At 48.8% G+C, this 7,975-nt stretch carries 4 protein-coding genes; all 4 read left to right on the top strand.

Annotated features, from left to right (window positions below; all coding sequences use genetic code 11):
• Window positions 1-1,110: hybrid sensor histidine kinase/response regulator transcription factor (locus tag ACTIE6_RS12015; protein ID WP_439556866.1), on the top strand; the 1,110-nt coding region annotated here is incomplete at its 5' end.
• Between the two features lie 134 nt (window positions 1,111-1,244).
• Complete coding sequence (locus ACTIE6_RS12010; protein WP_439556865.1) at window positions 1,245-4,382, top strand: SusC/RagA family TonB-linked outer membrane protein; 3,138 nt, start codon at window positions 1,245-1,247, stop codon at window positions 4,380-4,382.
• Between the two features lie 21 nt (window positions 4,383-4,403).
• Window positions 4,404-5,945, top strand: a complete 1,542-nt coding sequence (locus ACTIE6_RS12005; RefSeq protein WP_439556864.1) for a RagB/SusD family nutrient uptake outer membrane protein — start codon at window positions 4,404-4,406, stop codon at window positions 5,943-5,945.
• The coding region (locus tag ACTIE6_RS12000; RefSeq protein WP_439556863.1) for a CRTAC1 family protein at window positions 5,914-7,975 on the top strand (2,062 nt) is incomplete at its 3' end. The genes ACTIE6_RS12005 and ACTIE6_RS12000, both read left to right, overlap by 32 nt.

Below are 7,975 nucleotides of genomic sequence, written 5' to 3'. Positions count from 1 at the left end.
GTGGGTATTCCGGGCAACAAGCTCGAAAAGATATTCGAGCGCTTTTACCAAAACGATTCTTCCACGGTACTAAACCAGGGCAGCGGGATCGGCCTGTCCATTGTCAGGGAATTTGTGCAAATGCATGGCGGGTTTATCAAAGTGGAGAGTACACTCGGACAAGGCAGCGCATTTACGGTGGAATTGCCTTGCAAAAACACGATCATCACTGCAACCGGCGAAATCATTACACCCGCAGTTACGAATGTGGATCTGCCGGAGATTACAGCTTCAATCGCACCTCCCGAAATGTCGAAAATGCTGCCGGACCAACCTGCTGACATTCTTATTATTGAAGACAATGACGAGTTCAGGCATTATCTTAAAAGCAACCTGGAAATCAATTACAAAATCATTGAAGCCGCAAACGGATCGGACGGCTGGCAGAAAACGCTTGCGCAACATCCGCAGATCATCATCAGCGACATTGCTATGCCCGAAATGGACGGGATCGAGCTAAGCCGGAAGATCAAATCTGACAAACGTACTGCGCATATACCCGTAATCCTGCTCACCGCCTCCACGGGAGAAGAGCACGAACTGCGCGGATTGAGCTCAGGCGCCAACGATTACCTGACCAAGCCTTTCAATTTCGAGATCTTAAATGCCAAGATCAACAACCTGCTGCTGCTTAACAGGCTTTTGAAAAGTACCTATTCCAAACAGATCGACATTTCGAAACCAGAGCCTGAGATCGTTTCCGGGACTGAAAAGCTGATGAAAAATATCCTGGCTTATATAGACAAAAACCTGACAAACAGTGCAGAGCTCAGTGTGGAAAAAATGAGCAAGCAACTTGGTATGAGCCGGGGTACATTATACAGCAAGCTCCTGGAAATGACAGGACAAACACCCATTGAATTTATCAAAACCATCAAGCTTGAAAAGGCGGCATTGCTGGCCGAGAAGAGCGACCTGAACGTTTCCCAGATATCCTATGCTGCCGGATTTGCCTCACCCAACTATTTTACCAAGTCTTTCAAGCTCAAATTCGGCATGCTGCCCACGGAATACATTCACGCCAAGCGAAAACCCCTACCGGCGACTTCTTCCGATTCAGCAATTTTGTGAGAATTACTATAACAAATGTTCAATTTGATCAACTTATAGTGACATAGGTTAAGTGTGGGGTTGACATTTCATTGAAATCGTACAACCTTTGACTAATACAAGTTTTTGTTCTTTTAGTCCATATACATTATCCTATGAGAAACAATGTACAATCGTGTTTAAAGAAAGTGAGGCTGTGGGTGATGTTCATGCTGTGTGTAAATGCATCCGTGAACATGGCATTCGCCCGGGCAGCCGACAAGCAGGTCACAGGTCGGGTTACTTCCGAAGATGGTGAAGCCCTGCCGGGTGTGAATGTGACGTTGAAGGGCGCAAATGTGGGTACCAGCACAAATGCAAATGGGGAGTATTCCATACAAGTGCCTTCCGAGAGCAGCGTGCTGGTTTATAGCTTTATCGGTTATGGCAGACAGGAAATTGAAGTGGGTTCTAAAACCCGCATTGATGTAAAGCTGGCCACCGAGAACCAGGCACTGGAAGAAATGGTCGTGATTGGCTATGGTACCCAGAAGAAGTCGTCGCTTACCGGCGCAGTATCGTCGGTTTCGCCCAAGGAACTGACTGCGCTTCCTGTGGTAAGTGCCGAGCAGGCATTGCAGGGCCGCGTGCCGGGTGTGCGTGTGGTCAACAATGGTAGCCCCGGACAAACGCCGATCGTCCGCATTCGTGGTATCGGCTCCATTAACTATGCCTCGGGACCGCTGTACGTAATTGACGGGATTCCTTCCGGCGACCTCAACAACCTGGATCCGAAAGATATCGAGTCGCTTGAAGTACTGAAAGATGCGAGCTCGGCGGCCATTTACGGTTCGCGTGCTTCCAACGGGGTGATTATTATTACAACAAAAAAAGGTTCTCAGGACGGAAAGCTGCACGTGAATGTGGATACCTATTATGGTACACAATCAGCGTGGAAAAAACTGGATTTGCTCAATACCGATCAATACATCCAGTATGCGACTGCTTTGCTGGGGAATGCAGGTATAGCAATGCCAGGCCGCCTTTCGGATCTTAACAAACCTGTATACGAGGGTGCATCGCAGACTTTCGCGCAAACGCACACCGACTGGCAGGACGTACTATTCAGGAATGCGCCTATTCAGCAGCACCAGTTTTCAGTGAGCGGGGGTAACAGCGTTTCGCGGTTCTTTACTTCTGCGGGCTATTTTGATCAGGAAGGTATTTTAGTGGGTACCAATTACAAACGCGCCAACTTCCGCATCAACTCAGATCATCAGGTAACCAAATTCCTGAAAATCGGGCAGACGCTTACATTTTCTTATGATAAGAATCGCGGCGAGCAGGGATTTGGCGGTGGACGTACCCTGGTGATGCAGGCGATACGTAACCTGCCTTACTGGCCAGTAACTGACCCTACCAAAGTCGGCGGCTACAGCTCTCCTACTGCGGCCGACGGAAGTGACCCGGATAACCCGCTTCGCATTGCCGAAATGGACATTACGCGCAATCAGCGCATTAAAATGCTTGGTTCGTTGTTCGCCGAGTTGAATATCACCAGCTTTTTACGGTACCGGTTCAGTTTCGGAGCTGATGTGGTGAGCGCATTGTCGAACGAGCAGTTCCCGATCTACAATGACGGCTATAAGTCGCGGACACAATTCGAAATCCGCAATGGACGGACGAGCTACTATTCGCCTGTGGTGACCAACCAGCTGACTTTTGACAAAACTTTTGGCAAACACCTGCTGAATGTCACAGCGATCGTTGATAAGCAAACTTTCCGTACCAATACAGTCAACGGTTCCGGATATCGGCCAAACAATGACATTGACCAGATGCAGGGTATTTCCAACCCAAATGCGAGCAGCTCATTGGATGAAAGTGCGCTTATCTCCTACGTCGGCCGTTTGAACTACGAATATGCAGGCAAGTACCTGCTGAGTGCCTCGGTGCGTCGGGATGGTTCTTCGCGGTTTGCGCCAGGCAATAAATGGGGTACTTTCCCATCGGTTTCACTCGGCTGGCGGATCAGCGAGGAAGAATTTCTGAAATCGGTTCCGGCTATTTCTGAATTGAAAGTCCGCGCGAGCTACGGTCAGACAGGTTTCAATGGAATCGGCAGCTACGCGTGGCAATCACTGGTGCAGGCGGATAATTCCAATTACTATTTTGGTGGAAACAAGCTGCTCGGATCGTATTTCAGCGCACTGGGTAACACCGAGCTGAAATGGGAAAGCACAGCGATGACCAACCTGGGTATCGACCTGGCCTTGTTCAACAACAGCATTACATTTACGGCGGAGCGCTACAACCGCAACACCGACGGACTTTTGCTCGAAGTACCGATCCCTAACTCGCTGGGTTACTCTTCATCCCCATTGTCCAACATTGGCAAAATGAAGAACTGGGGTTATGAATTCCAGTTGGGTTACAACAAAAACGATGGAGATTTCAAATGGAATGCATCTGTCAACCTGGATATTACCAGAAACAAAGTTGTCAGTCTCGCTACAGAAAGCGCTACTATCTTCTCTGGAAAAAATGACGATTTCGGCGGTTTTGATATCACTAAAACAGAAGCCGGCCACCCTATCCAATCATTTTACGGATGGAGAGTAGACGGTATCTTCCAGAATCAGGGAGAAATTGACGCGGCCAATGCGCTGGACGGAAACGACCAGACCAAATACCAGGCAGCGGCTGCACCGGGTGATATCCGATTCAAAGATATTAACGGCGATGGCGTAATCGACGGCAGCGACCGCGAGTACCTCGGCAGCTTTATTCCGAAGTTCAGCTATGGCGGCAATTTCGGAGGCAGCTACAAGGGATTTGATTTTACATTGTACCTGCAAGGGGTTCAGGGTAATAAAATTTACAATGGTACCAAAGTAATCGAGCAGGGAATGCTACGGTTATTCAATGCAGGAACCGACGTGCTCAATGCATGGACACCTCAGAATACCAATACCGACGTACCCCGCGCGGTAAGCGGCGATCCGAACAACAACAGCAAAACAAGCGACCGCTTTATCGAAGATGGTTCTTATATGCGGATCAAGAATTTCAGCATTGGTTACACCATTCCTTCAAAAGGGCTGTCTGCACTAACCCGGAATACCATCACAAGAGCCCGCGTATATGTGTCGGCGACCAACCTGCTTACTTTCACGAAGTACTCCGGATTGGATCCTGAAATCGGCGCCAATGGTTCATCCACGGCAACCGGCACGCAGCTGATCAACGGTATCGACTACGGCATGTACCCGCAGCCAAGAACCTTGCAGGTAGGACTAAGTTTTGGCTTTTAATCACTTTTGAAAAGCACTGAAATGAAAAAACAGATCATCATTGCGTCACTGCTGTTAATCGGAATCACTTTTTCCTGCAACGAAGATGTGCTGGAAAAGACCAACCCGAATGGCGTGACCGTCGATAACTATTACAAAAACGGCGCAGAACTCACGAGCGGGGTTACCAGCGTGTATTCCATGCTCAAATCCAATAACCTGGTTGCACGTGAATGGTTTTTCCTGCATGATTTGCGGGGAGATGATGCGGCAGCAGGTGGCGGCCAGCTTGAAACGCCACGTAACCAGCTCCTGATTGGTACACACGACAGTGGTAACTCGGTCGCGGGTACGGTTTGGCAGGCTTACTACCGCCTGATCCACCGCGCCAACTCCGTGGTCGACAACTCCACAGCGGTAGCCGACATTGCAGAGGCAGACAAGGCGCGCCTGCTGGCGGAAGCCCGCTTCCTTCGTGCATATGCATATTACGAACTGGTGAGTATGTGGGGCGGTGTGCCTTTGTATAAAAACTATGTGCAAACGGTGGACGGTAGCTTGCCAAGATCAACCGAAGCCGAGGTATATGCATACCTGATTGCGGAATTGCAGGAAATCCAGGGGCAACTGCCCGCTACCTATAATGCAGCAAACCAGGGAAGAGCCAGCAAAGGCGCGGCACAAATGCTGCTCGCCCGTGTTTACATGCAGCAGGGCGATTATGCCAATGCAAAAACGGAGCTGATGAAAGTGTATGATTCCAATGTGTATGCGCTGGTTGATAACTACAACGACAACTTCCTGGAAGAAACCGAGTTCAACAAAGAATCCATTTTCGAGGTGAACTTCTATCCTTCTGGCGGGGTGTACAACTGGGATGGTGACGGCAATGGCGCAACAGCCGGTACTGAAACTGTGCGTACGCAGGAATATTCTGCAATAGGCTGGCGGAATATTATCCCTTCCAATGAGTTGCTCAATGATTTTGAAAAAACAACCAAAGGAGATGCCAAGACCGACCCGCGCTACGACGATTCGTTTTATTTCACCGGCGAGAAGTATAACAATGGGAACTCGACGCTTACTGACGGACAGCAGAACGGAAGCTCGTCGGTAGTTGACGGTGTAACCAAGAAGGTAAGCTGGCAGAAATATTCGCTGATGTACAAAATGAACGAATCTTTCCTCACAGGCGGTATTAATCAGCGGATTATGCGTTTTGCAGAAACATTACTGTCGCTGGCAGAAGTTGAAAACGAGCTGGGCAACATTCCGAATGCAGTGAAATACCTGAATATGGTACGCGCACGCAAGAGTGTTTCCATGCCCGCCTACCCTACTGCCAAATATCCGGTAGGTACCAAAGACCAGGTTTTTGCAGCGGTTATGCACGAGCGCCGCGTGGAGCTCAGCGGCGAGCAGATCCGTAACCGCGATATTCTTCGCTGGCGGAAAAACAAAAAGCTGAAATCCGAGCCGATTGCTTATTTCCAGGCCAACAAACACGAACTGCTCCCAATCCCGCAACAGGAAGTAGATAACAATGCAAAGATTGAAGCAAAAGACCAGAACCCGGGGTATTAACCTCGCGAGCTACTTCATGATCATCCTGCTTCTTGGCGCTTGTTCCAAGAAGCAGGATACGCTTTTTCTATCCCACACTCCCACAGAAACCAACATCCATTTCATTAACAAACTCACACCCAACGATTCCATTAACCCGTTTACTTTTACCAACTTTTACAATGGCGGGGGCGTTGGGATTGGGGATTTGAATGGGGATGGGAAGCCGGATATTTTCTTTGCCGGCAATCAGGTGAGCAGCAGGTTGTATTTGAGTAAGATCGATACTGTCTCGAAAAACTGGGCTTTTGAGGATATTACTGAAAAAGCCGGCGTGACTACCAGCCGCTGGTGCAGTGGTATTTCTATGGTGGATATCAACCAGGATGGTCTGCTGGATATTTACATCAGCGTAGCGCGACACCTGAAAATGCCCGATTCTGAAAACCTGCTGTTTGTCAATCAGGGAAACGGGACCGATGGAATACCAACCTTCAAAGAGTCAGCCAAAGCTTATGGGCTGAATGACAATGCATTTACCACGCAGACTACATTCTTCGATGCCGATCTGGACGGTGACCTCGACGCGTACCTGATGAACACCGCGCCTGATTTACAAAACCCGAATTTCATCCGAAAAACCTATCACGACGGCTCCTACCCTAGCACAGGCAAGTTTTATATCAATGAAGGTATTGGTGAAAATGGTCTGCCCAGGTACACCAATATTTCGCGCGAAGCAGGTGTCAAATACGAAGGGCTGGGACTTGGGCTGGCGGTAAGCGACCTGAATAAAGACGGTTACCCCGACATTTATTGCTCCAACGACTTCATCAGCAGCGATATGCTGTATTTAAATGCAGGCTCCGGCACAAATCCCGCGTTTCAGAATGTGATCAAAGAAGCTACCGCACACACCAGCCTGTTCGGAATGGGCGTGGACATCGCTGACATTAACAACGACACTTACCCCGACATTTTCCAGCTCGATATGCTGCCGGAAGATAACCTGAGACAGAAGAAGATGCTGGCTGGCCAGGATTACGATCGCAAGGAAATGAGCATTTCGGAACAATATGGATACCAGCTGCAATACATGCGGAATATGCTCCAATTGAACCTGGGAACAATGGATAAAGCCAGTGGCGCGCCGCAGTTCTCGGAAGTGGGCCTGGTCGCGGGGATCTCCAAAACAGATTGGAGCTGGGCGCCGCTCATTGCCGATTATGACAACGACGGGCTGAAAGACATTTTCATCACAAACGGTTATCGTCGTGACGTGACCGATCGTGATTTTATCCAGTTCAAAGAAGATTTTTCGAGTTTTGGCACCAACAATTTCAAGCAGCAGAATGCATTGGAATTGATACAAAAAGTACCCGAGGTGAAAATCCCGAACTACGCTTATAAAAATGCGGGCAACCTGGCATTTGAAAACACATCCAAAGTGTGGGGACTGGATGAACTATCCTACTCAAACGGAGCCGCTTACGCGGATTTGGACGGAGACGGAGACCTTGATCTTGTTGTCAATAACATTGATTCTGAACCATTCATTTACCAAAATCAAAGCCGGGAAAAAGCGGGTGGCAACTATCTTTCAATCACATTAAAAGGGGATAAAGGAAATCTCGCGGGTATCGGCAGCAGTGTTACGATCTGGCAGGGAGAGCAGGTGCAGTACGCTGAAATGTTCGTCGCGCGCGGCTTTATTTCTTCAGTGGGTACCGGCTTGCATTTCGGTTTGGGGCAAAGTAAAGCGATTGACAGCTTGCTGGTAACCTGGCCGGGTGGAAGGTCACAAAAACGCTATAAAGTAGCCGCAAACCAGCATTTGCAGCTCGCTCAAAAAGACGCGGCTGACCTTCCTCAACAGATGAAAGCGGTAGCAGAACCTCTTTTCACGGATGTGACGGAAGATTTGAAAATTGACTTCAAACATGAGAAGTCCAACTTTATTGATTTCAAACAAACTGCCGCATTGCACAAAATGCTTTCCAAAAGCGGCTTTGCTATCGCAATAGGCGACGCTAATCAGGATGGACTGGATG

The sequence above is a fragment of the Dyadobacter sp. genome, from assembly GCF_051859145.1.
Taxonomy (GTDB): Bacteria; Bacteroidota; Bacteroidia; order Cytophagales; family Spirosomataceae; genus Dyadobacter.
Note: the sequence above shows the minus strand (reverse complement) of the source record. Positions and strands in the feature narration are given on the sequence as shown.

Bases quoted from the DNA above. Each gene is read 5' to 3' on its own strand.
- ACTIE6_RS12005 (WP_439556864.1), top strand. From the start codon at position 4,404: ATGAAAAAACAGATCATCATTGCGTCACTGCTGTTAATCGGAATCACT.
- ACTIE6_RS12010 (WP_439556865.1), top strand. From the start codon at position 1,245: ATGAGAAACAATGTACAATCGTGTTTAAAGAAAGTGAGGCTGTGGGTG.